This is a genomic window from Pseudomonas fluvialis (assembly GCF_002835605.1).
In the GTDB taxonomy this organism is placed as follows: Bacteria; Pseudomonadota; Gammaproteobacteria; order Pseudomonadales; family Pseudomonadaceae; genus Aquipseudomonas; species Aquipseudomonas fluvialis.
In genome coordinates this window covers 188,724-212,686 of the sequence record NZ_PIYS01000003.1, presented here as the reverse complement: position 1 = coordinate 212,686, position 23,963 = coordinate 188,724, and the positions used below count along the sequence as shown (strand labels likewise).

Sequence of the window (23,963 nt, the reverse complement as noted above, 5' to 3'; positions counted from 1 at the left end):
GTGGGCGTTACGCTTTGCTGAGTGTATGTGCAGCTGCGCGCCGCGTGTGACGGGCGCGCAGGGTGGCGTGTTGCATGGCAGTGGCTGCGGCGTCCATCAAGGCTTCATGTCCGTCCTTGGTGAGCAATCTGCTCGGCTCTGCGCGCCTCGCGTTTCTCCACAAAGGCGCGAATCAGCACGTAGAACACCGGGGTCAGCAGCAGGCCGAAGAAGGTCACACCGATCATCCCGCTGAACACCGCCACGCCCATGGCATGGCGCATCTCGGCACCGGCGCCGGACGACAGCACCAGCGGCACCACGCCCATGATGAAGGCGATGGAAGTCATCAGGATCGGGCGCAGACGCAGGCGGCAGGCTTCCAGCACGGCGGTCATGTGGTCGAGGCCTTCTTCCTGTTTCTCCTTGGCGAACTCGACGATGAGGATGGCGTTCTTGCACGCCAGGCCCACCAGCACGATCAAGCCGATCTGGGTGAACACGTTGTTGTCGCCGCCAGTCAGGATCACCCCGACGATGGCGGAGAACAGCACGGTCGGCACGATCAGGATCACCGCCAGCGGCAGGCTCCAGCTCTCGTACTGGGCGGCCAGCACCAGGAAGGCCAGCAGCACGCAAAGCGGGAAGATGAAGATCGCGGTGTTGCCGGCGAGGATCTGCTGGTAGGTCAGCTCGGTCCATTCGTAGGTCATGCCGTTGGGCAGTTCCTCATCGAGCAGCTTGGCGATCGCCGCCTCTGCCTGGCCGGAGCTGTAGCCGGGGGCCGCCGCGCCGTTGATCTCGGCGGTGAGGAAGCCGTTGTAGTGCATCACCCGGTCCGGGCCCGAGGCACTGTCGACCTTGACGAAGGTGGACAGCGGGATCATCTCGCCACGGTTGTTGCGCACCTTGAGCTGGCCGATCTGCTCCGGCTCCAGGCGGAACTGCTGCTCGGCCTGGACGTTGACCTGGTAGGTACGGCCAAAGCGGTTGAAGTCGTTGGCGTACAGCGAGCCCAGGTACACCTGCAGGGTGTCGAAGATGTCGCTGATGGCCACACCGTGGGTCTTGGCCTTCTCGCGGTCGATGTTGGCGTCGATCTGCGGCACGTTGACCTGGTAGCTGGTGAACAGCGACATCGGGTCCAGTTCCGGCAGTGCACGGGCTTTGGCCAGGATGTTCTGGGTCTGCTGGTACAGTTCCTTGTAACCCAGGCTGCCGCGATCCTCTACCTGCAGGCGGAAGCCGCCGATGGTGCCGAGACCCTGCACGGGCGGCGGCGGGAAGATGGCGATGTAGGCGTCCTGGATCTCGGCGAACTGGGCATTCAGCTCGGCGGCGATGGCATTGGCCGAGAGGCTCGGGTCCTTGCGCTCGTCGAACGGCCGGAGCGGGGTGAACACGATGCCGCTGTTCGGGCTGTTGGTGAAGCCGTTGATCGACAGGCCCGGGAAGGCCACGGTGTTCTCCACGCCCGGGTGCTTGCTGGCGATTTCCGACATGCGTTTGATCACATCCTCGGTACGGTCGAGGGTGGCGGCGTCCGGCAGCTGGGCGAAGGCGACCAGATACTGTTTGTCCTGCTGCGGCACGAAGCCGGTCGGCGTGCCGGAGAAGCCCAGGTAGCCGAGTACCAGCAGGCCGCCATAGACCAGCAGGGCGATGGAGCTGCCACGCAGCACACGCTTCACGGTGCCGACATAGCCATGGCTGGCGCGGTCGAAGAAGCGGTTGAACGGGTTGAACAGCCAGCCGCCGAACAGCTTGTCCAGCACCCTGGAGAAACGGTCCTTCGGCGCGTGGTGATCCTTCAGCAGCACGGCGGCCAGGGCCGGCGACAGGGTCAGCGAGTTGAAGGCCGAGATCACCGTGGAGATGGCGATGGTCAGGGCGAACTGCTGGTAGAACTGCCCGGTAAGGCCGGAGATGAATGCGGTTGGCACGAACACGGCGCACAGCACGAGTGCAGTGGCGACGATCGGCCCGGTCACTTCCTTCATGGCCTGGCGGGTGGCTTCCACCGGCGACTTGCCGAGGCCGATGTTCCTCTCGACGTTCTCCACCACCACGATGGCGTCGTCCACCACGATGCCGATGGCCAGCACCAGGCCGAACAGCGACAGGGCGTTGAGCGAGAAGCCGAACAGGTGCATCACCGCGAAGGTACCGATCAGGGATACCGGTACGGCGGCCAGCGGGATGATCGAGGCGCGCCAGGTCTGCAGGAACAGCACCACCACCAGCACCACCAACACGACGGCCTCGAGCAGGGTGTGCACCACCGCCTCGATGGAACCGCGGACGAAGATGGTCGGGTCGTAGACGATCTCGTAGTCCACGCCCTGCGGGAAGCTCTGCTTCAGTTCGGCCATGCGTGCACGCACGGCGTCGGAGATCTCGATGGCATTCGAGCCGGGGCGCTGGAATACCGGGATGGCCACGGCCGGCTGGTTGTTCAGCAGCGAACGCAAGGCGTACTGGTTGGAACCCAGCTCGACGCGGGCGATGTCCTTGAGGCGAGTGATCTCGCCATCGTCACCGGCACGGATGATGATGTTCTCGAACTCTTCCTCGCTGACCAGACGGCCCTGGGTGTTGATCGACAGCTGGAAGCTGTTGCCGGCATCCGAGGGCGGCGCGCCGAGGGCGCCGGCGGCGACCTGGCGGTTCTGCTCGCGAATGGCGTTGACTACATCGGTGGCGGTGAGGTTGCGTGAGGCCACCTTGTTCGGGTCGAGCCACACGCGCAGCGAGTAGTTGCCCATACCGAACAGCTGCACGTCACCCACGCCGTCCAGACGCGCCAGCTCGTCCTTGACGTTGAGCGCGGCGTAGTTGGACAGGTAGAGCATGTCGTAGCGCTGATCCGGCGAGGTCAGGTGCACCACCATGGTCAGGTCGGGGGAGGCCTTGTCCACGGTCACGCCGAGGCGCTGCACCTCGGTGGGCAGGGTCGGCATGGTGCGGGTCACGCGGTTCTGCACCTGCACCTGGGCGTTGTCCAGATCGGTGCCGAGGGCGAAGGTGATGGTCAGGGTCAGCTTGCCGTCGGCGGTGGACTGCGACGACATGTAGAGCATGCCCTCCACGCCGGTGATGGCCTGCTCCAGCGGCGAGGCGACGGTCTCGCCGATCACCTTGGGGTTGGCGCCAGGGAAGTTGGCGCGTACCACCACGGTGGGCGGCACCACTTCCGGGTACTCGCTGATCGGCAGCTGGAACAGCGAAATCGCACCGGCGATCAGCACCAGCAGGGACAGCACGGCGGCGAAGATCGGCCGCTTGATGAAGAACTGGGAGAAGTTCATGGCGTTCTACCTCAGCCGCGCGGTGCGTTGCTGGACTTGGCGTGCTGTTCGGCCACGCGTGGCGCGTCGCGGCCATCCACGGCCTGGCGCAGACGCGCCAGCTGGGCGAGGGTGGCTTCGTCGGCCATCGGCACGGCCTGCGGGTCGACGATGGCGCCGGGCATGGCACGCTGCAGGCCGTTGACCACGATCTTCTCGCCCCTGGCCAGGCCCTGGCGCACGATACGCAGGCCCTCCAGCTTCGGGCCCAGCTCGATGGCGCGGTACTGCACGGCGTTGTCCTTGTCGAGGACCAGGACGAATTTCTTGCCCAGGTCGGTACCGACCGCTTCGTCCTTGATCAGCGCGGCCGGGTAGGTGCCGCTGCCGACCAGCTTGAGGCGCGCATAGAGGCCGGGGGTGAAGCGTCCGTCACGGTTGTCGAACACGGCGCGGCCGCGGATGGTGCCGGTGCGCGGATTGACCTGGTTGTCGAGGAAGTCCAGCTGGCCCTCATGCGGGTGGCCGGTTTCGCTGGACAGGCCGAGATACACCGGGCTGGCGCCGCGGGCGTCGCTGCCGGCCCGGCGGGCCAGCTCGACGTACTTGAGGAATACGCGCTCGTCGGCGTCGAAGTAGGCGTAGACCTTGTCGGTGGAAACCACGGTGGTCAGCAGCGACTGGCCGGCGCCGACCAGGTTGCCCTCGGTGATCTCGGCGCGGCTGACGCGGCCGTCGATCGGCGAGGTGATGCGGGTGAAGCTGAGGTTGAGCAGGGCGTTGTCCAGCTCGGCCTGGGTCGCGGCGACCGCGGCCTGGGCCTCGGTGGCGGCGCTGGCGCGGGCGTCGGCCAGTTCAGCGGAGATGGCGTTGCTCTGGCGCAGGCGCTCGCCACGGCGGGCCTCGTTGGCAGCACGGGTCTGGCTGGCGCGGGCCTGTTGCAGCTGCGCCTGCAGGCGCTTGACCTCGGCTTGAAACGGGCGCGGGTCAATCTGGAACAGCAGGTCGCCTTTCTTCACCAGGCTGCCTTCGTCGAAGGCCACCTTGTCGATGTAGCCGGAGACGCGTGGGCGCACCTCGACCGACTCGGGCGCCTCCAGGCGTCCGGTGAACTCGTCCCATTCATTGATCGGCTGTTCGATCACCTCGGCCACGCTGACCTGGGCTGCGCTAGCTGCTGAAGGAGTCGGTGGCGCCTCGCCACATCCGCTCAATAACAAACTGCCGAGTAACACAGCTAGCCAGTGATGAACAGGATGGAGGACAGGTTGCATGAAGGACTCCGCAGGGCAAGGGGCTGGGGGGCGGGGTCTGCGTGGAGAGCTGTAGGACGACGAATCGAATGTAGCGAAGGTGTTTATCAGTCTGAATGATGTTGTCGACTGATCGCAGGCAGGCGTTCAGCCAAGACTGTCGGGATCGGCACAGAACATCTGGATGCGCGAGCGTAGCCAGCGCTCCGCCGGGTCGGTGTCTTGTACGCCGGGCCAGACCATATGCAGCTCGAAGCTGGGGGCAGGCAGTGGCAGGTTTTCCACGCGCAGGCCGCCGCCGGCCTGTAGAACGCTGGCCGTGTAGTCGGGAATGCTGGCCAGCAGGTCGGTGCCGGCCAGCAACGCTCCCAGGCCGCTGAACTGGGGTACGGCGAGAACTACGCGACGTTTGCGCCCCAGCTTATGTAGTTCTTCATCGATAAAACCACTGAGATCGCCAGCGAAGGAGACCAGGGCATGGGGGCGGTGGCAGTAGTCATCCAGCGACAGGTTGCCAGGTATGCTGTCGGCTCTCAGCAGACGGGGCACGCTGCGACGTAGTACTTTGCGTTTGGCATTGGCGGGCAATTCCTCGGTGTAGCTGACGCCTACGCTGATCTCACCGGAAGCGAGCAAACCCGGCATCAACAGATAGTTGGCGCGACGTACCACCAGGGTAACGCCGGGTGCTTCCGCGCGTAGTCGGCGTAGCAAGGGCGGTAGTAGGGCGAACTCAACATCGTCGGACAAGCCCAGGCGAAATACTGCCTGGCTGGTAGCAGGGTTGAAGTCGGTTGCCCGGCTTACGGCGCTGGAGATCGAATCGAGGGCGGGTGTCAACAGCGCGAAGATTTCCCGCGCCCGTGCCGTGGGTTCCATGCTGCGTCCGCTGCGCACGAACAGGGGGTCGTTGAACAGGTTGCGCAGCCGTCCTAGTGCGGCACTGATGGCTGGTTGCCCCAGAAACAGCTTTTCGGCAGCACGAGTGACACTGCGCTCATGCATGAGGGTCTCGAAGACGATCAGCATGTTCAGGTCGACGCGACGCAGGTCGTTGCGGTTCATGACGGGTTTTCCCTAGGCAGAGAACGAAAGGTGCGGCCTGGCATGGACGTCGTCAAGCCTGCCGGGAGGTCCTAATCATCGACAGACATGGTGATTATCAATGCGGGCTGCTGGTGGTCAGTGGGCCGGGCAGATAGAGTTGAAAACTCCGCACAACATGACGAGGTTGGCAATGTCCCGCATGATCCGCTTCCACCAGTTCGGTGATGCCAGCGTGCTGCGCCTTGAACACATGAATACGCCGCAGCCTGGGCCGGGGGAAGTGCTAGTGCGTAATCAGGCGCTCGGGGTGGGCTGGTATGACATGCTCTGGCGACAGAACCTGGTGCCGGATCAGGTGGCAAAGCTACCTTGCGGCATTGGCGTAGAGATGGCGGGTGTGGTCGAGGCCGTTGGTGAAGGGGTCAGTGAGCTGTCTCCGGGCATGGCGGTGGCCAGTTTTCCCACGTTTAGTCCAAACCAGTATCCCGCCTGGGGCGATTGGGTGCTGCGTCCGGCCAGTGCACTGACTCGCTACCCTGCGCTACTCAGCCCTGAGGAGGCGTCTGTGCACTATGCCTCCTACATGCTCGCGTACTTTGCCTTGGTCGAACTGGCTGGGCTGCAGCCTGGACAGCGCGTGCTGATTACTGAGGCGGCGCATTGTCTGGCTCCTCAGGCGGTGCAAATGGCCGTAGCACTCGGTGCAGAGGTGATCGCCGCGACGCGTGAGGGGTGTTTTGCTGGCTACTTGCACAGCCTGGGGGCGGCCAAGGTCATCGACACCGAACAGCAGGATCTGGTGATGGAGGTCGAGCGCTATACCGCTGGGGAAGGTGTCGAGGTGGTCCTTGACCAGTGTGCTGGCCCGCAGATGAAATTGCTGGGTGATGTCGCGGCCATTCGCGGCAAGCTGATTCTGTACGGTGTTTACGGCGGTAACGACGCCAGTTTCCCGGCTTGTGCGGCCTTCAAGAAACACCTGAAATTCTTTCGCCACTGCGTGCTGGACTTTACCGGTCAGCCCGAGCTGGGCTTGCCGAGGGATGAGGCGGCGGTGCGGCGAGCCCTGGCTTGTATCAATCAGCTGACCGAGCAGGGTTTGCTGAGGCCCAGCGTTGCGCGGGTATTCGATTTCGAGGATTTCATTGAGGCCTGCCGCTTCATGGAGACCTGTCCAGCCGGCGGACGGGTGGTGATGCGCCTGGCATGAAAATGAGGGGCTGTGCTAGGATCGCCGGCTTTATCGCGCGGCGGCTGAATGGCTGTCTGCGGCTTTCTATATTTTCCAGTGACTCTGGTTTGGTACTGCCTGGCCCTAGGGCTCCTGTCATGGTTGGACAGGTGTGCGGCTGAATCGCTTCCTGGCTCATCCCAACCCATGTGACCTTTGGTAGGGGTCACCACTAGGAGAGGAGGCGCCATGCCCATCATTACTCTTCCCGACGGCAGTCAGCGTACATTCGACAAGCCGGTCAGCGTTCTCGAAGTTGCCCAGTCCATCGGTGCCGGCCTGGCCAAGGCGACCATCGCCGGCAAGGTCAACGGTCGCCAGGTCGATGCCTGCGACCTGATCAGCGAGGACGCCACGCTGCAGATACTGACAGCCAAGGACGAGGAGGGCGTGGAGATCATTCGTCACTCCTGTGCGCACCTGGTCGGCCATGCGGTCAAGCAGCTGTACCCCAGTGCGCGGATGGTCATCGGCCCGGTGATCGAGGAAGGCTTCTACTACGATATCGCCACCGACACGCCCTTCACCCCCGACGATCTGGCTGCCATCGAGAAACGCATGGCCGAGCTGATCGACAAGGACTACGACGTCATCAAGAAGATGACCCCGCGGGCCGAGGTGATCGAACTGTTCAAGGCGCGTGGCGAGGACTACAAGCTGCGCCTGATCGAGGACATGCCCGGCGAGACGCAGATGGGCCTGTATTTCCATGAAGAATACGTCGACATGTGCCGTGGCCCGCACGTGCCGAATACCCGCTTCCTCAAAGCCTTCAAGTTGACCCGCATCTCTGGTGCCTACTGGCGTGGCGACTCGAAGAACGAGCAGTTGCAGCGCATTTATGGCACCGCCTGGGCCGACAAGAAGCAGCTGGCGGCCTATATCCAGCGTATCGAGGAAGCCGAGAAACGCGACCATCGGCGCATCGGCAAGCAGCTCGACCTGTTCCATACCCAGGAAGAAGCGCCGGGCATGGTCTTCTGGCATCCGGCCGGCTGGACCCTGTACCAGAATCTTGAGCAGTACATGCGTCAGGTGCAGCGCGAGAATGGCTACGTCGAGGTGCGCACGCCGCAGGTGGTCGACCGCATCCTTTGGGAAAAGTCCGGCCACTGGTCGAATTACGCCGAGAACATGTTCACCACCTCCTCGGAGAACCGCGACTACGCGGTCAAGCCGATGAACTGCCCGTGCCACGTGCAGATCTTCAATCAGGGCCTGAAGTCCTACCGCGACCTGCCGCTGCGCATGGCTGAGTTTGGTGCCTGCCACCGTAACGAACCGTCCGGCGCGCTGCACGGCATCATGCGCGTGCGTGGCTTCACCCAGGACGATGCGCACATCTTCTGCACCGAAGAGCAGGTGAAGAAGGAAGCGGCGGATTTCATCAAGCTGACCCTCAAGGTCTATGGTGATTTCGGCTTTACCGACATCGCTATGAAGCTGTCTACCCGACCGGCCAAGCGCGTGGGTTCCGACGAGTTGTGGGATCGTGCTGAAGGTGCGCTGGCCGAGGCGCTCAACGAGTCCGGCCTGGCCTGGGAATACCAGCCGGGCGAGGGTGCCTTCTACGGTCCGAAGATCGAGTTCACCCTGCGTGACTGCCTGGGGCGCAACTGGCAGTGCGGCACCCTGCAGTACGATCCGAACCTGCCTGAGCGTCTGGATGCCAGTTTTGTCGCTGAAGATAACAGCCGCCAGCGTCCGGTGATGCTGCACCGCGCCATCCTCGGTTCCTTTGAGCGTTTCATCGGTATGCTCATCGAGCATTACGCCGGTGCATTCCCTGCCTGGCTGGCGCCCACCCAGGCGGTGGTCATGAATATCACCGACAAACAGGCGGAATTTGCTCTGGAAGTCGAGAAAACTCTCAACGGAAGCGGGTTCCGTGCCAAAGCTGACTTGAGAAACGAAAAAATCGGCTTTAAAATCCGCGAGCACACTTTGCTCAAGGTTCCCTATCTTCTGGTTATTGGAGATCGGGAAGTTGAGACACGATCCGTTGCTGTGCGTACCCGTGAAGGTGTAGACCTCGGCAGCATGCCGTTGGAAACCTTCATGGCGCAATTGCAGCAAGCGGTTTCCCGGCGTGGTCGCCAAGATTCGGAGTAATCATTATTAAGCGTGAAATGAGACAGGACAGAAGAGCTGCACCCAAGGCGCCGATCAATGAAAATATCACGGCGCGTGAAGTTCGACTGATTGGTGCCGATGGTCAACAGATTGGCGTCGTATCCATCGACGAAGCGCTGCGCGCTGCCGACGAAGCCAAGCTTGACCTGGTTGAAATTTCTGCCGACGCCGTGCCGCCGGTATGCCGGATCATGGACTATGGCAAGCATCTCTTCGAGAAGAAGAAGCAAGCTGCCATTGCCAAGAAGAACCAGCACCAGCAACAGATTAAAGAAATCAAGTTTCGTCCAGGGACGGAAGAAGGGGATTACCAGGTAAAACTACGCAACCTGGTACGTTTCCTTGAAGATGGGGACAAGGCCAAGGTATCTCTGCGATTCCGCGGCCGTGAGATGGCTCACCAGGAACTGGGCATGGAACTGTTGAAGCGGGTCGAAGCTGACCTCGCTGAACTCGGTACCGTTGAACAGCATCCTAAGCTGGAAGGACGCCAGCTGATGATGGTCATCGCTCCCAAGAAGCGTAAATAACCTCCCGGGCACTGGCAGGCCTGATGGTTATCAGTTGTTAATGAATGCGGAGTACTAAACATGCCAAAGATGAAAACCAAGAGCGGCGCTGCAAAGCGCTTCCTGAAGACTGCTGCGGGCTACAAGCACAAGCACGCCTTCAAGAGCCACATCCTGACCAAGATGTCCACCAAGCGTAAGCGTCAACTGCGCGGTAGCGAGCTGATGCATCCGTCGGACAAGGCAAAAGTCGAGCGCATGCTGCGCGTTCGTTAATCGGTCAAGATTTTAGAGGAAGTTACTCATGGCTCGTGTTAAGCGTGGCGTTATTGCCCGTGCTCGTCACAAGAAAATTCTGAAACTCGCCAAGGGCTACTACGGCGCGCGCTCCCGCGTGTTCCGCGTTGCCAAGCAGGCGGTGATCAAGGCCGGCCAATACGCCTACCGTGACCGTCGTCAGCGCAAGCGTCAGTTCCGTGCTCTGTGGATCGCTCGTATCAACGCCGGTGCTCGTCAGAACGGTCTGTCCTACAGCCGCCTGATTGCCGGCCTGAAGAAGGCGACCGTGGAAATCGATCGTAAGGTTCTGGCTGATCTGGCAGTGAACGAAAAAGCGGCGTTTGCTGCGATTGTCGAAAAGGCCAAAGCCGCTCTGGCTTGATCCCTACGACAATCACCGGGCTTGCCCGGTGCACAACGTCATCAATAGGGGAAGAGCCTTGGGCTCTTCCCCTATTTCGTATCTGGAGTCCCCTCGATGGAAAACCTCGATGCACTGGTCGCGCAAGCGCTTGAGGCCGTGCAACACAGCGAAGATGTGAATGCCCTGGAACAGCTCCGGGTTCAATACCTGGGCAAGAAAGGCGAGCTGACAGTCCTGATGCAGACGCTTGGCAAACTGTCGGCTGAAGAGCGCCCGCAGGCTGGTGCACTGATCAATGCGGCAAAAAGCCAGGTGCAGGATGCTCTTAACAGTCGCAAGGATTCCCTTGAGCAGGCTGCGCTGACTGCCAAGCTGGCTGCCGAGAAGATCGACGTGACCCTGCCGGGCCGCGGCCAGGTGTCGGGTGGTCTGCACCCTGTTACGCGCACGCTGGAGCGTGTCGAGCAGTTTTTCACGCGCATTGGTTACAGCGTCGCAGAGGGGCCGGAAGTCGAGGACGACTACCATAACTTCGAAGCACTCAATATTCCCGGCCATCATCCGGCGCGGGCGATGCACGATACCTTTTATTTCAATGCCAACATGCTGCTGCGTACCCATACCTCGCCCGTGCAGGTACGCACCATGGAAAGCCAGCAACCGCCGATCCGCATTGTCTGCCCGGGGCGTGTCTATCGCTGCGACTCCGATATCACCCATTCGCCGATGTTCCATCAGGTAGAAGGCCTGCTGATCGATCAGGACATTAGCTTTGCCGATCTCAAGGGCACCATCGAGGAGTTTCTCCGGGTGTTCTTCGAGAAACCGCTGGGCGTGCGCTTCCGCCCCTCGTTCTTCCCTTTCACGGAGCCGTCGGCCGAGGTCGACATGCAGTGCGTGATGTGTTCTGGCCATGGCTGCCGGGTCTGCAAACAGACCGGCTGGCTGGAAGTCATGGGCTGCGGCATGGTGCATCCGAACGTGTTGCGCATGAGCGGCATTGATCCGGAGAAGTACTCCGGCTTTGCCTTCGGCATGGGTGTTGAGCGCCTGGCCATGCTGCGTTACGGCGTGAACGACCTGCGCCTGTTCTTCGATAACGACCTGCGATTCCTGGCGCAATTCCGCTAGGCCGCCTGCTTGTTACCGAATCGTTGAAGGAGAACAGACAAGATGAAATTCAGTGAACAATGGTTGCGCAGCTGGGTAAATCCCTCGGTGTCGCGTGACGAACTGGTAGCCCGCCTGTCCATGGTCGGCCTGGAAGTGGACGCGGTGATCCCGGTTGCCGGCCAGTTCAGCGGCGTAGTGGTAGGCGAGATCCTCAGTGCCGAACAGCACCCGGACGCCGATAAGCTGCGCGTGTGCCAGGTCAGCAATGGTGGCGAGACCTTTCAGGTGGTGTGCGGTGCGCCCAATGCGCGTGCCGGTATCAAGATTCCCTTCGCGATGATCGGCGCCGAATTGCCGGGTGACTTCAAGATCAAGAAGGCCAAGCTGCGCGGTGTCGAATCGCAGGGCATGCTCTGCTCGGCCTCGGAGTTGCAGATCAGCGACGACAACAGCGGCCTGATGGAGCTGGCGGCGGACGCCCCAGTCGGTCAGGATATCCGCAGCTACCTGGGGCTGGACGATGCCAGCATCGAGATTGGCCTGACTCCCAACCGTGGCGACTGCCTGTCGCTGGCCGGCTTGGCCCGCGAAGTCGGTGCCATCTACGGCGCGCAGGTCACAGCGGTGCCCGTTGCGCCCGTTGCGCCCGTCCATGATGAAGTCCGTTCCGTCGACGTGCTGGCCCCTAAAGCCTGCCCACGCTACCTTGGGCGCATCATTCGTAACGTCGACCTGTCCAGGCCTACTCCGTTGTGGATGGTTGAGCGCCTGCGTCGATCCGATATCCGCAGCATCGATGCGGCCGTTGACATCACCAACTACGTGATGCTCGAGCTCGGCCAGCCGATGCACGCCTTCGACCTCGCCGAGATCAATGGCGGCATCCGTGTGCGTATGGCGGAGGAGGGCGAGAAGCTGGTTCTGCTGGACGGCCAGGAAGTCAGCTTGCGCGCCGATACGTTGGTGATCGCCGATCATCAGCGTGCCTTGGCCATTGCAGGCGTGATGGGTGGTGAACACAGTGGCGTGAGTGACAAAACCCGTGACCTGTTCCTGGAAAGCGCTTTCTTCGACACCATCGCAGTAGCCGGTAAGGCTCGTTCCTACGGTCTGCATACCGATTCATCGCACCGCTTTGAGCGTGGTGTGGACTCGCAGCTGGCGCGCCAGGCGATGGAACGTGCCACTGCGCTGCTGCTGGAAATCGTTGGTGGTGAGGCCGGTCCGATCATCGAAGTGACCAGCGCTGCCGATCTGCCGAATGTCGCGCCGATCACCCTGCGTGCCGACCGCATCAGCCAGATGCTCGGCATGGAGATGGACGGCACCGAGGTCGAGCGCCTGCTTACTGCGTTGGGCCTCGGGGTGGTCGCACAAGACGCCGCTCAGTGGCTGGTCAGCGTGCCGAGTCACCGCTTTGACATCAGCCTTGAAGTAGATCTGATCGAAGAGCTTGGTCGGCTTTATGGCTACAACCGCCTGCCCGTGCGCTATCCGCAAGCCCGCCTGGCTCCGCAAAGCAAGGCTGAAGCTCGCGCCGAACTGCCAGTGTTGCGCCGCTTGCTGGTGGCACGCGGCTATCAGGAAGCCATCACCTACAGCTTCATCGATCCGAAGTTGTTCGAACTCTTCAATCCGGGCGTGGTGCCGCTGCAGCTGGCTAACCCCATCTCGGCGGACATGGCTGCCATGCGTGTTTCGCTGTGGCCAGGGCTGATCAAGGTGGTGCAACACAACCTCAATCGCCAGCAAAACCGCGTTCGCCTGTTCGAGAGCGGTCTGCGCTTTGTCGGTCAACTCGGCGAGCTGAAGCAAGAGGCCATGCTGGCAGGTGCGATTACTGGAGCGCGCCTGCCGGAAGCCTGGGCGCACGGTAAGGAAACGGTTGATTTCTTCGATGCCAAGGCTGACGTCGAAGCATTGCTGGGTAGTGCGGGCGCGGCGGGTGCTTTCCGTTTCGTACCGGGTGAGCATCCGGCGTTGCATCCTGGGCAGACCGCGCGTATTGAGCGTGAAGGACAGCTGGTGGGCTATCTGGGGGCCTTGCACCCGGAGCTGGCACGTCGTCTGGATATCGAACAGCCGGTCTTTCTTTTTGAGCTGCTGCTAAGCCAGGTCATCGAAGGTCGCATGCCGGCCTTCCGCGAATTGTCGCGTTTCCCGGAAGTGCGGCGTGATCTGGCGCTGCTGGTAGACAAGGATATCCCGGCCGATGCTGTGTTAACGGTAATCCGTGAAGCCGCAGGCGATTGTCTGACCGACCTCAGACTGTTTGACGTCTATCACGGTAAAGGTATTGATCCACAAAGAAAAAGCCTTGCCGTTGGCTTGACCTGGCAGCATCCATCGCGCACTCTTAACGACGATGAGGTGAACACTACAACGCAAAATATCCTCACCTCGCTCGAACAAAGGTTCAACGCCACGTTAAGGAAGTAGCGTATGGGGGCTCTGACGAAAGCTGAAATGGCTGAACGTCTTTATGAAGAGCTTGGCCTGAATAAGCGGGAAGCCAAGGAACTGGTAGAACTGTTCTTTGAGGAAATCCGCCAGGCCCTGGAGCATAACGAGCAGGTCAAATTGTCCGGTTTCGGCAATTTTGACCTGCGCGACAAGCGTCAGCGGCCAGGTCGAAATCCCAAGACCGGTGAAGAAATCCCGATAACGGCTCGCCGTGTGGTCACCTTTCGTCCAGGGCAAAAATTGAAAGCCAGAGTTGAGGCGTATGCTGGAACCAAGTCATAACGACGAGCTGCCGCCCATACCCGGCAAACGTTACTTCACGATTGGTGAAGTCAGCGAACTTTGTGCCGTAAAACCCCACGTTCTGCGTTATTGGGAGCAGGAGTTTCCTCAGCTCAATCCGGTCAAGCGCCGTGGTAACAGGCGTTACTATCAGCGCCAGGACGTGCTGATGATTCGCCAGATTCGTGCGCTGTTATACGATCAAGGCTTTACCATCGGCGGCGCTCGCCAGCGACTGTCGGGAGATGAGGCGAAGGATGACACCACGCAGTACAAACAGATGCTGCGTCAGATGATAGTAGAACTGGAAGACTTGCTTAACGTGCTTCGTAAAGCCTGAAAAAATCTTCCACTTTTCAGCAGCTTAATGTATAGTTCGCCTCGCTTCAGCAAGAACGAAGCACAGTCGGGGCGTAGCGCAGCCCGGTAGCGCACTTGCATGGGGTGCAAGGGGTCGAGTGTTCGAATCACTCCGTCCCGACCAAAAAATCCCTACATTAGAGCCTGGTCAGTGATGACCAGGCTTTTTTGTATCAGGGACTTTTGCGGGACTTTTTTTCATCCTGCCATCCTCCTCAAAATTGTCAGGGCCGGCCCACGCGAGTCGGTAGCCGAAATCCTGTTGGCTTCATCGATCAGTTTGCCCAGCTCGGCGGTTGAATAGTGACTGGTGATGCTGCCGCTCTTGTGGCCCAGCAGAGCCTTCCTGTCTTCCTCCGTCACACCCGCTGCCCGAAGTCTTCGACCGAAGGTGTGCTTCAGATCGTGAACGCGGATCGAAGCAAATCCAGGTGGAGCAGGACGCAGAAAACGCTCCTGGAACTTCTTCGCTGCTCTGACCCTGGCTTTCTTCCATGCCGAATCGTTCATCCGGTGAACTGGAGTGGCCTTGCCGTTTCGATCGGGTTGTCCGTAAGGAAATACCCAGACCGGATCAAGCCCGCGCTGCCCCTCGATCACCGACTTGGCTACGCTGTTGAGCACCACGAGCCGCTCGTCGCCGTTCTTGACCCCGGAGCTCTCATGTCGGCCACCAAAATCCGCCGGTATGAGAAATACGCTGGTGTTGAGCTCAGGAATCGGTATCTCCCAATCCCAGCGAAGCTTCACAACCTCCTGTTCGCGTGAGCCGCTGTTGACCTTGTACAGGGCCATGCGGCGCAAATGATCAGGCAGTTCGGCGAAGAGAGTCGACTGCTCTTCCCAGGACATAGGGTAGGGGAGTCGCCTCGTCTTCTTCTCTTCCAGCTTGGTGACCATCGGCACAACGTCGAGCCAGGGACGCTTCTGCTCATCACGCCATTTTCGGGCGCACAGGTTCAGGATGCGTATGACGCGCTCCAAGGCGATGTTCACCGTGCGGTGTGAGACGCCAGGCTTCAACTTGCCATCGCTGGTTCTGCTGCTCTTGAGTCGATCCCTTATGTAGGGGGCCAAGGTCTCGTCGTCGACATGAGTCAGAGGCTGGTCGCCAATATACGGGTCCAACTGCTCCAGATAGATGGCTGTGAGGCCTATCGACGGCTGATCCCTGTACTCGGTCAGGTAACGCGTAGCGGCTTCCCGCCAGGTTCTGATCGTACGGATGCCGTAGATCTTCTGTTCCCGGAGCTTTTCCAGCTTGTGTATCAGGTATTGCTCTGCCTCCTTCCTATCGCTTGATCCAGTGCTTTCCTGAATTCGCTGACCTCTGAAGACCTTGTCGATGTGCCAGGTCCCGTTCCTTTGGTAGAGGCCGCTAATGGTTTTTCGCGCCATGGTTTTTCTCCTTGGCGCTCGCTGCGGGAGTGATCATGTCCCTTGGCACCTTCCTTTTCAATGATGGCCCGGTCGATGTAGGCGTCTGCCCAGGCATCCAGCTCTTCGCGATCAAAGCCGATGCCTTGCACGCCAATGCGGAATTCCCGCACGTAAGGCCGGACGGTTTTGTTGAATTCTGTGCGGCACATGCCGAGGTAGGTGGGGGCCGCACTGGCTCGCAAGATTCGGGGTGGGCAGCTGATCAAGCGTGCGGCTATCTGTTCAGATGATGCGGGCATGAATATCGCCTCCTTATCGACCCTGATCCGTTCTGCAGATGCTGTCCGTTGCTCGCCGGGCGAACAACGTGGTGGAGGGGGCTGGGGAGGGTTTGGTACAACAACCGTTTTGGTTCGGTTTGACCTGATGGATCGTGGCGTATGGCCAGCCGTTGGCTGGTCGGCGATATCAGGCTTGAGGATTGATACGTGTCTTCCGAAGAGGTAGCCCAGCAACCTGGTTCCAGCCCTGGTGGCCCAGTCAGTCGTGAGGAGATGTACGCAGAGGTGTGGCGGCGTCCCATGACCAAGATCGCGGATCACCACCGTGTTTCTTCCAGCTTCTTGGCGCGCGTGTGTGCCCGCATGAATGTCCCGCGGCCGCCGCGTGGACACTGGGTAAAGCTGGAGAATGGAATACCAAGTCCTCAGCCACCGCTGCCTGAGGCTGGGCCTGGTGATCTTCAGGTCTGGCGCAGGGGAGATGCTCTTGGTGCTGTTTCTCAACCGGCTCCGAAGGCACCGGTGCCGCGTAAAATCAGGCCTGAACAGCTCCGGATATCACGATCAAGGCAGCACCCTGTTGTTGTGGGGGCGCATGAAGTCTTTGAGCAGGGGCGCGTCATCGACCAGGGCTTCCTCAAGCCCGGGAAGCAGCGCCTGGTAGATGTTGTGGTGACCAAATCGCAACTTGAGCCTGCCCTCAAGCTTGCTAATCAGCTGTTTCTCAAGTTGGAGGCTGCCGGCCATCGCGTGATGTTTGCTCCGAGTGACCGCACCTATGCCCGTGCCTCGTTTGATGAGCATGAGCACCCACCCAAGAAACCAAGGCACCGGTATCCGGCGTTGTGGTCACCCTCCAAGCCCACAGTGGTTTTCGTCGGGACGGTTGCCATCGGGCTGACGCTGTTTGAGATGACAGAGGAATCGGAGGCTCGGAATATCGATGGTGAGTACATCCCTACCTCGAAGATCTCGGCGCAGCAACTACGCCGCTTGAGTTCAACCTGGAACTGGACGACCCGAATGGACTTCGCGACCGGCCGTCTATGCATAAGGGCTTTCTCTCCCTACCCAGGTGCGGATTGGTCTCAAAGTTGGAAGGAGGTCAAGCAAAGCCAGCTGCGTGGCCAGCTGGATGAGATCGTCCAGCAACTCACGGACGCCGCGCCTGTAATTGCCCGATTGGTAGAAGAGGCCGAGGAGCAGGCCAGGATTCGGCAGCAGGAGTGGAGGGAGCAGTTACGCCGGCTCGAGGAGAGAGAACGGATTCGACGTCAAAACGAGGCAAGGGAGCAGGCGAGAGCTGATTTGTTGAGTGCCATCAAGCAGTGGGATGACATAAAGCGGATCCAGGCCTTTTTCAGTGATGCGGAGAGCTCCGTTTCGAATCTGCCCGAAGCCGCGCGATGCATTGCTATGGATAAGCTCGCCCAAGCGCGTGAGCTTGTTGGTGAGCTGGATCCGCTTCAGGCGTTGCTGGAATGGAAGGGGCCGCGGGAGCGCTGAAACTGATTCTGTCTGGGTTTAAGAAACATAAAGAATGCTCACTGATGGTTAGCATTCTTTATGTTTCTTAAACCTGTTGCCTGCTCTGAATGCATTGGTTTTTTCAGCTCGCCTAAACGATAAAAAGATGCGGCTATTGACGTGTTTCTCGAGCCGCGTGTTGCTCGCTAAGAACCTGCTGGGCAGTCTGTTCTATGTAGTCGAAGACTTCAGTGGGTACCGTGTACTGGTATTGCTTACGACGGTGCTTCGAAACAAAGCCATCATTGGTTAGGCACATCATCACCAGATTCGCCAAGTCGCTGCCGCGGATGTCGAATCGTTCATCCACAGCCCTGTAGACGGCGTCGTAGCACTCCAGAAAAGCGGCTTCTTCGCGGAGTTCGACCTCCAGGGCGTGCTGAGCCATTTCCATGGTGAAGATGACGCAGGCAGTTGCGTCCCAGTAGCGGTAGATCGCTGCATCTCCCCGGAAGTCGAAAGCCAACTTGCCAAAGTCGATCCACTGCACATCCCAGAAATCCCGGGCTGGGCGGGAGAATCCCTGCAGGGCCTCCAGATACAGGCGCTCCTCACGTTTCATTGCCACCGACACTGGCAGTAGCAGGCCGTTCTCCAAGGCGCCTGCGCGGCAAAGTGCCTGGTGGATCAGGAATCGGGATAGGCGTCCGTTTCCATCCATAAAGGGGTGGAGAAATACAAAACCAAAGGAAATGATTCCAGCTGCTACCAGCGGGTCGATCTGGGTGGGGGCCTCATTCGCAAACTGCATGAGGTGCTTCATCAGTTCGCGGCACAGCTCTGGTGGTGGAGGAACGTAAGTCACCCCGGCAGCCCCTTGAAGGGCTCCTGCGAGGTGGTTTTGTTCATGCCTGAATGCCGCAGCTAGATCATAAGGGTTCGATACCGTGGCGTTCTGCAGCGCCACCAGATACTCCTCGGTCAGCGGCTGGCGTTCGTGTGCCTGGCGTAGCAGGTGAATGAATCGCCGAGACTTGTCCTCGTTCGGCGCTTCGCGTTCTATAGCGAACGAATCCTTGGTCTCATGCAAATAGGCCCAGTTGATCGCCCGATCCATCATGACCGGAGGCAGGGACTCCATGAAGGCTTTCGCCCGGCCAAGTATGTCGTGCTCCTGAAGTTCGATCAGCCTGGCGGTTCTTTCCACGGTGGCGCAGTAACCCACGTCGCCAAGGCCGTTGAATTCCACCCGCCACCGGGAGTTTCTAGTTCCCGGGCAGGTCACGTAGCGCTTGGGATCGAAGAGCGGCACGAAAGCCCCCCGAACCGGAGCATGCTGAGGAACCTCCTCGCCGGTGAATGCTTCTCTCAGATAGCACGCCTTGCGAATGTAGATGCCGTTGGGCGCCTCCTGCAGGGCATTCTCCAGGGCTGCGACTGGTATCTTGGGCAGAGCCTGAGCCAGAATGGCAAGATTGACCCCCTCATGCTTCAGCGCGAAGAGGACATGGCCCAGCAAGTCATCAGCAGCCGGTGCGATGGCAGATGGTACAGCCAAGGTCTGGCCTATCTTCTTCAAGCGAGTGACAGGCTGCACAATCGCTGGCAGATGCAAGGGGAATGCGGACAGTTGCATGGCTTCGCGTAGCCAAGCGTAACCGACTAGGTGCATGTCAAAAATTCCTTTAGCTTGGCCCTGGCCCCCAGATTTTCTTGAGTGAGACAAGAAAATCTTAATTTTTTTCAATTCTACTGATTTTTTCTTAATTTATTCAGGCCGATTTCGTCCGAGTGCCTTTGGGGGCGAAGGACCTCGCTCACGTTTGTTATCAGGGCTTAACGGGCGGCCAGCCAGGGTAAACCGATTCGGTTGTCAGCTCGTTTTACCAAGTCTCCTGAACACCCGATCCCTCGCCATGAACGCCTCCAGCATGTACGGAACGAGCGTCAGCCCACTCTGGACGAAATCCATGGAGTATTCGACTGATGGCTGCCGTGCTGCAGGTTGCAACGCCTGAAGGTGCCTGTGGGAGGATTCTTACCAGTGGCACTGACAACCTGTTCCGCTACCACGAGGGCGCCAAGGCTCAGGCTACGGAACTAAGCAATCGCAGCAAATCGTTCGATGTGCGGCTGTTCGCGATGCCTGGCTTGCCAAAGGTCGTAGTCGGCTTGTACTCCGAGCCAGGTGCGAGCTTTGCCGATGCCGGCCAACTCTAGGCGAACAGCCAAGTCCGGACTGACCGGCGCATGGCCGTGCAAGATGCGAGACAGGGATTCCCGCGCAAAACCAAGGCGGCGGGCAAGCTCGGCAATGCTGATGCCCAGTTCGGGGAGCACGTCCTCAAGCAGGGTTTCACCAGGATGCGGTGGGTTGAACATGGTCATGGATAACCCCCTCCTGTTCAGTGGTAGTCAAGGTAGTCGACGAGCTCGATGTCGCTACCCACGAATCGAAAGATCACTCGCCAGTTTCCATTGACGGTGAGTGACCAGAACTCTTCCAGTTCCCCTTTTAGGGGATGTAGCCGCCAACCGGGGATGTCTAGGTCGGCGGGTTCATTGGCTCTATCCATAAAACTCAGCATTCGGCCCAGGCGCTTTGCGTGGTCGGCCCGGATGCCTTTGGTTAAGCCAGATTCAAAGAAAATGCGTAGACCTTTGTGCCGGAAGCTTACTCTGAATCGCCCCGGCTTTCCTAGACACTCTCCAAGCTCTGGAAATAGCGTTTTTCAAACGCCACTGGCGATAGCTGCATAGCGCTGCTGTGCCGGCGTTTGGGGTTATAAAACATCTCGATGTAATCGAACACATCACTGCGGGCTTCTTCGCGGGTGCCGTAGGTTTTTCGTCGGATACGTTCCCGCTTCAGCAACTGGAAAAAGCTTTCCGCCACCGCGTTGTCGTGGCAGTTGCCGCGTCGACTCATACTGCTGATCAGGTTGTTGGCCTTGAGGAAGCTCTGCCAGTCTGAGCTGCTGAACTGGCTGCCCTGGTCGGAATGAATCATTACTTCCTGCTTGGGCTTGCGTCTCCAGACCGCCATCAGCAACGCATCGATGGCCAGGTCGCTGCACATCCGTGGCTTCATTGACCAGCCGATCACCTGGCGAGAAAACAGATCCAGTACCACCGCTAAGTACAGCCAGCCCTCATAGGTGCGGATGTAGGTGATGTCGGTGACCCAGACCTTGTTCGGCTCACTGACTTTGAACTGCCGCTCCAGTCGGTTAGGCGAGGCCACTGTCGGCTTACCTCCGTAATAACCGGGGCGCCGACGATAACCGGTCTGCGAGCGCAGGCCCTCTGTCCGCATCAGGCGAGCCACGCGGTGCTTACCGCAGGACTCGCCCAGCTCACGCAGGTCGTCGTGGATCTTGCGGTAGCCGTAGACTCCGCCGCTTTCCAGCCAGGCATGCTTGATCAGCCCGAGCAGGCGCTGATTCTCCTTGGCGCGTGCAGATTTCGGCTCGGCCAGCCAGGCGTAGTAACCGCTGGGGTGTACTTGGAGGATCTGACAGAGACGCCGTACCGAGTACTCCACCGACAGCTTACTGATGACGGCGTACTTCAGCCGGACTCCTTGGCAAAGTACGCGGCGGCCTTTTTTAGGATGTCTCGCTCTTCGGTCACTCGCTTGAGTTCAGCGCGCAAACGACGCAGTTCGGCTTGCTGATCATCTACCTGCTTCCGCTGTGCCTGGGGCTTGCTGTAGCGCTTTACCCAGGCGTACAGGCTATGCGCGGACACACCTAGACGCTCTGCCACATCGGCAACACGCAAGCCGCGCTCAGTGATGTGCTTGACCGCTTCGATCTTGAATTCTTCGGGGTAACGCTGGTTGCTCATGGCACCTCCTGATGGGCCTCATTATGAGGCTTGGAGGTGTCTACGAAACTAGGGGCGATTCACTTAATGGTTGGTGATTCACCCTATGCACGCTGAACAGCGCCATCGATAATCAGTCTTGTAACTTTGCCGAGTGGGGTGTCGACATGCGCTGGCTTGTTGGTTTGCTAATGCTTGGAGTGTGCAGCGCGGCTTCTGCTCAAGATGCGGATGAGGCGGCGCTGTTGGCTGCCGTCAATAGCTACCGCAGTGAGCCTCGCCTGTGTGCGCAGCAGGTGTTTGAGGCGTTGCCGCCGTTGTTCGCTGAGCAGCGTTTGCGTTTGGGGTTGCAGCCTGCAGGGGACTTGCAGGCTGAAGTGGCAGCCAAAGGCTATCCAATGGCCAGTGTGCAGGCGATCAGCCTCTCTGGGCCGCGCGATGTGCAGGGCGCCATGCAGGCACTGCGTGACAGTTTTTGCTCGCTGCTACTTAGTCCGGAATTTGTCGATTTTGCTTTGAGTCGTGAGGGGCGGGAGTGGCGTATTGTCTTGGCTCGCCCTCTATTGGCTAGCCGGCTGGATGCACCTCGTGCTGAAGGGGAGGCACTGCTGGTGCTGCTCAATAGCGCACGCAGCCAGGCACGCCAGTGTGGCGGGCAAGCGTTTGCCGCCGCCCCAGCGCTGCGCTGGAGTGCCGTGCTGGCAGGGGTGGCTGAAGGACATAGCCGGGCCATGGCCAATCGCAACTTCTTTGCGCATCGTGGTGAGGATGGCAGTATTCCCGGCGATCGCGTGGAGTTGGCTGGTTACAGTGCCAGTCTGGTGGGTGAAAACCTGGCGGCTGCCCTGGATAGCCCGCAGCGCGTGCTGCAAGCCTGGCTGGACAGCCCGGCACATTGCGCCAACCTGATGAATGCGCGTTTCCGCGAGGCTGGCATTGCGTATGCGGTCGATCCGAAAAGCGCGGCGGGTATCTATTGGACCGCGCTCTTTGCTGCGCCCTAGTGCTGTGTAGAGCGGGTGCTTACTGGCTGGCAGCCGGCCAAGTGGGGCCGGCAGACCAGAGTCGGTAGCGTATCTCGACATCGTGCGGGGCAAAGATGACCAGCGGTAGCTTGCTGTTGTAGCGCAGCATCAGGGGCTCGCCAGCGACTTGTACGAAGGCTTCACGTGGTTCCTGCTCGGGGCAGGCCATTAGTGTGCTGATGCCTGGGCCTACGTTCTGCAGCACATAGTAGTCATAACCCCAGCCCTGTACCGTCTGTTGCTGCCACTGGCCGCTCAGACGCTGCTGATTACAGTCGACCTGTAGGGTTTTGCCGGCGATCAGCTCTACTTGGTAATCGCTTTCGGGGTCTTTGGCGGGCAGTTCAATGACATGGCGCTGTAGCCCGGGGAGGGTGCTCGGATAGGCGCCAAGTGTCTCGGCTGTCGTTGCGCAGGCGCTCAGTGGCAGGCTGCACGCCATAATAAGTAGAAGCTGTGGTCGATTGAGCATGGCGTATCCTTGGTCAGCGAGTTGACACGGCGTATCCGTTTAGGTGAGCGAGGTGTGTCATGTGACCGTGCAAAGATCCGCGCGGTTCCCTGATCAGTGCATGATGGGAGGATTGCCGGGGTGTTCTGCCATGGTCAGGGCTTGGCGAGTCAGTTGGTCGAGCAGGCGGTCACGTTGCCGCTCAGCCTGTCGCATGGCCTGGCTGCCATGTTGTTTGAGCAGGTAGGCATGAATCTGCCGTACTTCACGCGACTGGAAGATGGGCTGCAAGTCTTGCACGGCCACCCAGCCATCGGCAGCTTGTGCCTGACTGTTCATCAACACTTGAGGCCCGCGTGCGCCCAGTACCTGAAAGCCTAGCTGGCGGAACATGGCAACCTGGTTAGGTACGCAGGCCAGCGCAAGATGGGGATGGAGCAGGCGCAACTGCTTCAGCAAGGCGCGTCCGATGCCCTGGCGACGTTGTGCGCTGTTGACGGCCAGGTAAAGCAGGGTGGCCGCCTGGGGATTGCCGATGCAGGGTAGATACAGCGCAAAGCCCAGCACGTGCAGAGGGTCCTCATCTGCCAGGGCGAGCAGCAGACGAGCGCTGGCGTTGGCATCGCTACCCATGCCTTGCAGGTATAGGTGTACTTCGTACCCCAGAACGTACTGGTACAGTGCATAAAGCGGGTTGCTGGGTTGCAAAGGGAGTGGGCTGAGGTCGCTGAAATAGTCCACGACCATCTGCAGCAACTGGCTCTTCAGCGACTCCGCAGGCGGCGTATTAAGGTGCAGTAAGGTGAACATCGGGACGGGTCGTTTCGGCTAAGGCGGGTGAGGGTAGTTTAATCGTTCGCGATACAGGGCTGCGCAGTACACATCACGCCGACTAAAATGCCTCGATCACAGTCTGTACCTAGAGGAGTTCTATGCATGCCAACCTATGACTATCGCTGTGAGGCCAATGGCCAGGTCTATGAAGTACGGCATGGCATGTCGTTGCAGCCGCGTACCTGGGGCGAGTTGCGGAGTGCGGGTGGCTTGCCGGCTGATCCGGCGATTGCCGATGAGACGCCGGTAACCCGTCTATTGAGTGCGGCGGGTGTGGTCAACAGCCGGGTGCTGAAAAATCCCGAAGCACCTGCCTGTGCCCGCAACGGCTGCGCGGGCAATTGCCGTTAGGCGCAATGCGCTTCCGACAGGGGGGAAGCGCATTGCCGGTGCAGGC

At 60.0% G+C, this 23,963-nt stretch carries 23 protein-coding genes, 1 tRNA gene and 1 pseudogene; 14 read left to right on the top strand and 11 right to left on the bottom strand.

Annotated elements, in window-relative coordinates; translation table 11 throughout:
* Positions 1 to 104: 104 nt before the first annotated feature.
* The 3 genes from CW360_RS02765 to CW360_RS02755 all read right to left on the bottom strand — a co-directional run bounded on the left by CW360_RS02765 (position 105) and on the right by CW360_RS02755 (position 5,584).
* Positions 105 to 3,287, bottom strand: coding sequence for an efflux RND transporter permease subunit (locus CW360_RS02765; RefSeq protein ID WP_101192665.1), 3,183 nt, complete (start codon positions 3,285 to 3,287; stop codon positions 105 to 107).
* An 11-nt stretch (positions 3,288 to 3,298) separates the two neighbouring features.
* Positions 3,299 to 4,540: a multidrug efflux RND transporter periplasmic adaptor subunit MexE gene (gene mexE, locus CW360_RS02760; RefSeq protein ID WP_101192664.1), complete on the bottom strand. Its 1,242-nt coding sequence runs from the start codon at positions 4,538 to 4,540 to the stop codon at positions 3,299 to 3,301.
* Between the two features lie 126 nt (positions 4,541 to 4,666).
* The gene (locus CW360_RS02755) at positions 4,667 to 5,584 is read right to left on the bottom strand and encodes a LysR family transcriptional regulator (RefSeq protein WP_101192663.1); all 918 of its coding nucleotides are present in this window, start codon (positions 5,582 to 5,584) and stop codon (positions 4,667 to 4,669) included.
* Positions 5,585 to 5,756: 172 nt separating this feature from the next.
* Here CW360_RS02755 and CW360_RS02750 point away from each other — a divergent pair, with 172 nt between their 5' ends.
* The 10 genes from CW360_RS02750 (at position 5,757) to CW360_RS02705 (ending at position 14,424) form a co-directional block, all read left to right on the top strand.
* Positions 5,757 to 6,776 carry a zinc-dependent alcohol dehydrogenase family protein gene (locus CW360_RS02750; RefSeq protein ID WP_101192662.1) on the top strand — a complete coding sequence of 340 codons (1,020 nt, stop codon included), beginning with the start codon at positions 5,757 to 5,759 and terminating at the stop codon, positions 6,774 to 6,776.
* Positions 6,777 to 6,986: 210 nt separating this feature from the next.
* On the top strand, positions 6,987 to 8,909 hold the full coding sequence (gene thrS, locus CW360_RS02745; protein ID WP_101192661.1) for a threonine--tRNA ligase: 1,923 nt from the start codon (positions 6,987 to 6,989) through the stop codon (positions 8,907 to 8,909).
* Complete coding sequence (infC, locus tag CW360_RS02740) at positions 8,909 to 9,460, top strand: translation initiation factor IF-3 (RefSeq protein ID WP_170307351.1); 552 nt, start codon at positions 8,909 to 8,911, stop codon at positions 9,458 to 9,460. The genes thrS and infC overlap by 1 nt, the downstream gene beginning before the upstream one ends.
* Before the next feature lie 60 nt (positions 9,461 to 9,520).
* On the top strand, positions 9,521 to 9,715 hold the full coding sequence (gene rpmI, locus CW360_RS02735; RefSeq protein WP_021701550.1) for a 50S ribosomal protein L35: 195 nt from the start codon (positions 9,521 to 9,523) through the stop codon (positions 9,713 to 9,715).
* Between the two features lie 28 nt (positions 9,716 to 9,743).
* Positions 9,744 to 10,100: a 50S ribosomal protein L20 gene (rplT, locus tag CW360_RS02730; protein ID WP_093985239.1), complete on the top strand. Its 357-nt coding sequence runs from the start codon at positions 9,744 to 9,746 to the stop codon at positions 10,098 to 10,100.
* Positions 10,101 to 10,196: 96 nt separating this feature from the next.
* Positions 10,197 to 11,213 (top strand): phenylalanine--tRNA ligase subunit alpha, encoded by a 1,017-nt coding sequence (pheS, locus tag CW360_RS02725; protein WP_101192660.1) that lies wholly within the window; start codon positions 10,197 to 10,199, stop codon positions 11,211 to 11,213.
* 42 nt (positions 11,214 to 11,255) lie between these two features.
* Positions 11,256 to 13,634: a phenylalanine--tRNA ligase subunit beta gene (pheT, locus tag CW360_RS02720; RefSeq protein ID WP_101192659.1), complete on the top strand. Its 2,379-nt coding sequence runs from the start codon at positions 11,256 to 11,258 to the stop codon at positions 13,632 to 13,634.
* Positions 13,635 to 13,637: 3 nt separating this feature from the next.
* Entirely contained in the window at positions 13,638 to 13,940 is a 303-nt protein-coding gene (gene ihfA, locus CW360_RS02715) for an integration host factor subunit alpha (RefSeq protein ID WP_003282572.1), read from the top strand.
* On the top strand, positions 13,921 to 14,280 hold the full coding sequence (locus CW360_RS02710) for a MerR family transcriptional regulator (RefSeq protein ID WP_093985236.1): 360 nt from the start codon (positions 13,921 to 13,923) through the stop codon (positions 14,278 to 14,280). The genes ihfA and CW360_RS02710 overlap by 20 nt, the downstream gene beginning before the upstream one ends.
* A gap of 67 nt (positions 14,281 to 14,347) precedes the next feature.
* Positions 14,348 to 14,424, top strand: a tRNA-Pro gene (locus CW360_RS02705).
* Positions 14,425 to 14,498: 74 nt separating this feature from the next.
* Here CW360_RS02705 and CW360_RS02700 read toward each other — a convergent pair.
* Positions 14,499 to 15,698, bottom strand: coding sequence for a tyrosine-type recombinase/integrase (locus tag CW360_RS02700; RefSeq protein ID WP_101192658.1), 1,200 nt, complete (start codon positions 15,696 to 15,698; stop codon positions 14,499 to 14,501).
* A gap of 35 nt (positions 15,699 to 15,733) precedes the next feature.
* Between CW360_RS02700 and CW360_RS02695 the strand changes: the two genes are divergently transcribed.
* Together CW360_RS02695 and CW360_RS17005 are read left to right on the top strand one after the other, a co-directional pair.
* Positions 15,734 to 15,970, top strand: coding sequence for a hypothetical protein (locus tag CW360_RS02695; protein WP_101192657.1), 237 nt, complete (start codon positions 15,734 to 15,736; stop codon positions 15,968 to 15,970).
* A gap of 291 nt (positions 15,971 to 16,261) precedes the next feature.
* Positions 16,262 to 17,467, top strand: a complete 1,206-nt coding sequence (locus CW360_RS17005) for a hypothetical protein (protein ID WP_245874651.1) — start codon at positions 16,262 to 16,264, stop codon at positions 17,465 to 17,467.
* 133 nt (positions 17,468 to 17,600) lie between these two features.
* Here the strand turns inward: CW360_RS17005 and CW360_RS02680 are convergent, their stop codons facing one another.
* The 5 genes and pseudogenes from CW360_RS02680 to CW360_RS02660 all read right to left on the bottom strand — a co-directional run bounded on the left by CW360_RS02680 (position 17,601) and on the right by CW360_RS02660 (position 21,277).
* A complete protein-coding gene (locus tag CW360_RS02680) occupies positions 17,601 to 19,100 on the bottom strand; it encodes a Fic family protein (protein WP_101192655.1) in 1,500 nt (499 codons plus the stop codon).
* Between the two features lie 201 nt (positions 19,101 to 19,301).
* Positions 19,302 to 19,400, bottom strand: a complete 99-nt coding sequence (locus tag CW360_RS17180; RefSeq protein WP_281255598.1) for a DUF2274 domain-containing protein — start codon at positions 19,398 to 19,400, stop codon at positions 19,302 to 19,304.
* Between the two features lie 128 nt (positions 19,401 to 19,528).
* Positions 19,529 to 19,816 (bottom strand): HigA family addiction module antitoxin, encoded by a 288-nt coding sequence (locus CW360_RS02670; protein ID WP_003108490.1) that lies wholly within the window; start codon positions 19,814 to 19,816, stop codon positions 19,529 to 19,531.
* Positions 19,817 to 19,833: 17 nt separating this feature from the next.
* Positions 19,834 to 20,106: pseudogene (locus CW360_RS02665) on the bottom strand (type II toxin-antitoxin system RelE/ParE family toxin); the annotation flags it as partial.
* 20 nt (positions 20,107 to 20,126) lie between these two features.
* A protein-coding gene (locus tag CW360_RS02660; RefSeq protein WP_101192653.1) for an IS3 family transposase occupies positions 20,127 to 21,277 on the bottom strand; the annotation gives its coding sequence in 2 pieces (ribosomal slippage) (positions 20,127 to 21,040 and positions 21,040 to 21,277; 1,152 coding nt in all).
* Between the two features lie 146 nt (positions 21,278 to 21,423).
* Here CW360_RS02660 and CW360_RS02655 point away from each other — a divergent pair.
* A complete protein-coding gene (locus tag CW360_RS02655; protein ID WP_101192652.1) occupies positions 21,424 to 22,260 on the top strand; it encodes a CAP domain-containing protein in 837 nt (278 codons plus the stop codon).
* A gap of 19 nt (positions 22,261 to 22,279) precedes the next feature.
* Here the strand turns inward: CW360_RS02655 and eco are convergent, their stop codons facing one another.
* Positions 22,280 to 22,753, bottom strand: a complete 474-nt coding sequence (eco, locus tag CW360_RS02650; protein ID WP_101192651.1) for a serine protease inhibitor ecotin — start codon at positions 22,751 to 22,753, stop codon at positions 22,280 to 22,282.
* Between the two features lie 93 nt (positions 22,754 to 22,846).
* Positions 22,847 to 23,542 (bottom strand): GNAT family N-acetyltransferase, encoded by a 696-nt coding sequence (locus tag CW360_RS02645; protein ID WP_101192650.1) that lies wholly within the window; start codon positions 23,540 to 23,542, stop codon positions 22,847 to 22,849.
* Positions 23,543 to 23,668: 126 nt separating this feature from the next.
* Between CW360_RS02645 and CW360_RS02640 the strand changes: the two genes are divergently transcribed.
* Positions 23,669 to 23,917: an FmdB family zinc ribbon protein gene (locus tag CW360_RS02640; protein ID WP_101192649.1), complete on the top strand. Its 249-nt coding sequence runs from the start codon at positions 23,669 to 23,671 to the stop codon at positions 23,915 to 23,917.
* Positions 23,918 to 23,963 lie beyond the last annotated feature (46 nt).